The sequence below is a fragment of the Nonomuraea sp. NPDC004186 genome (assembly GCF_053603495.1).
On the sequence record NZ_JBSGFQ010000271.1, the window covers coordinates 1 to 1,918 of the forward strand.

Annotated in this window: 1 protein-coding gene; it reads right to left on the reverse strand. The window is 64.5% G+C overall.

Features of this window, described 5'->3' with window-relative positions; genetic code table 11:
- Positions 1 to 35: 35 nt before the first annotated feature.
- Positions 36 to 1,319: a group II intron reverse transcriptase/maturase gene (gene ltrA, locus ACWEPL_RS65175; protein WP_452443073.1), complete on the reverse strand. Its 1,284-nt coding sequence runs from the start codon at positions 1,317 to 1,319 to the stop codon at positions 36 to 38.
- Between the last annotated feature and the right edge of the window lie 599 nt (positions 1,320 to 1,918).

Here is a 1,918-nt window from a genome sequence, read left to right on the forward strand (position 1 = left end):
CCGGCTCTCTCAGAACCGGACGTGAACCTCGCAGCTCATCCGGCTCCCATTGCCCAGCCATCAGGACGTGCGCCGAAGCGCCAGTGCGCGAACAGGCCGGGGGCGCGCCGGGCGACCTCGGCCAACCATGCCTTCGCGCGGCGTCTATGTCGATGCAGCCGTTTGTATTTCTGGCGGGCCCACCGCATCAGATGCCGGTTGAGCCTGCGTAGGGGGTGGACCAACGCGGACTTGTAGAAGCGCCCGTAGTAGTTGATCCAACCTTGCAGAATGCTGTTGAACATTCTGGCAAGGTCGTCGAGGGACTTATCGCTGCGCCTGCTGATATGCCAGGAACGCATCGTGCGACTCATCGCGGTGACCGCGTCCTTGCTGACCGCGGGCAGGAACGACACGAAGTGATCGCCGTGCCTGCTCTGGGCCAGCCGAGGACGGAAGGTATACCCCAAGAACGTGAACGCGGTGTGTTCATATGAGCCACGCCGGTTGGCGTCCTTGCAGTAGACGATGCGTGTCTTGTCCGGATGTAACTCCAGGCCGACCTGCGCCAGCCGCTCCGCGATGGCATCGCGAACCTGGCGGGCCTGCCGCTGGCTGCGGCAGTGCACCACCGCGTCATCGCAGTAGCGCTCGAATGTGAGGCCGGGAAACTCCCGGGTCATCCACATATCGAACGCGTAATGCATGAACAGGTTGGCGAGTAACGGGCTGATCGCCGACCCCTGCGGGGTTCCGCGATCTCGGACTACCAGCGTGCCGTCCGCCAACTGAAGCGGCGCCTTGAGCCACCGCTCCACATACAGCAGAATCCACCGCTGATCCGGTGCGATGTGATGGGCGACCGCCTTGAGCACCAGGTCCCAGGGCACGGTGTCGAAGAACGCCCGGATGTCCAGATCTATCACCCAGTCCGAACGCCAGCACCGCTGACGGCATACACCCACCGCCTCCAGCGCCGACCTGCCCGGCCGATAGCCATACGAATCCGGATGGAAGATCGGCTCGACCTTCGGCTCCAGATACATCCGCACCACCGTCTGCGCAATCCGATCAGCCACCGTCGGCACGCCCAGCACCCGCACCCCTCGACCTGCCCTCTTGGGGATTTCCACCGCCCGCACCGGCGGCGGGAAATAGCAGCCCGACGACAACCGATTCCAGATCTTGTACAGATTCCGGTCCCGGTCCCGTTCGAACTCCTCCAGCGACTGGCCGTCCACGCCCGCCGCGCCTTTGTTCGCCTTGACCCTCCCAAACGCCTCCCAGACCGCCACCTTGGCGATCTGAAACGGCTTGTCCTGCGACTTCGGCCGACTCACCTGGCTCCTCCCAGCCCAGTCGATTGACCAGCCGGTTGACCACCAAGCCGCCCTGGACAACCCGGCCCCTTGGCTCCACGCCCATTACGGCGCTTCCGCGCTACTACGAGCCGGTCCGCCCCCGTGCCCCGCACCGGTACTCCGCCCCTCACAGTTTCTGCTGCTTGGGACGCTCCCTTCGGCCGACAGGTCCAACACCCCATCGGCACCGCCGGAGCGACAGGTTCCCACGTTCCATGCCAGCGCCCAAGCCGAGCTCGCGCCACCTTCATGCCGGACACCATCTGGCCAGTCAGCAGGCACCCGCCAGACTCATCCCCGAGCAAGATCCCGACCCGGGTTTCGATGCCAACCACACGTTTTCGACACCTCATCAGTGGTTCACTCGCGTTCGCCTTCCCGGCTCACACCTGACGCCTCACCGGACGCCTTTTCCGCAACGCTCACCACCACGGCACTTAACCGCAGCAGCTTGCGGTGGTTTGAGACCTCCCCCTGCAGGGCGATCCCGGAGGGCCAACCTCCATCACCAGCACAGCACCGCCTTCAGAAAGCACGACCTCCTACATCGCAACCTCCAACAGCGTTCGTGGCACACG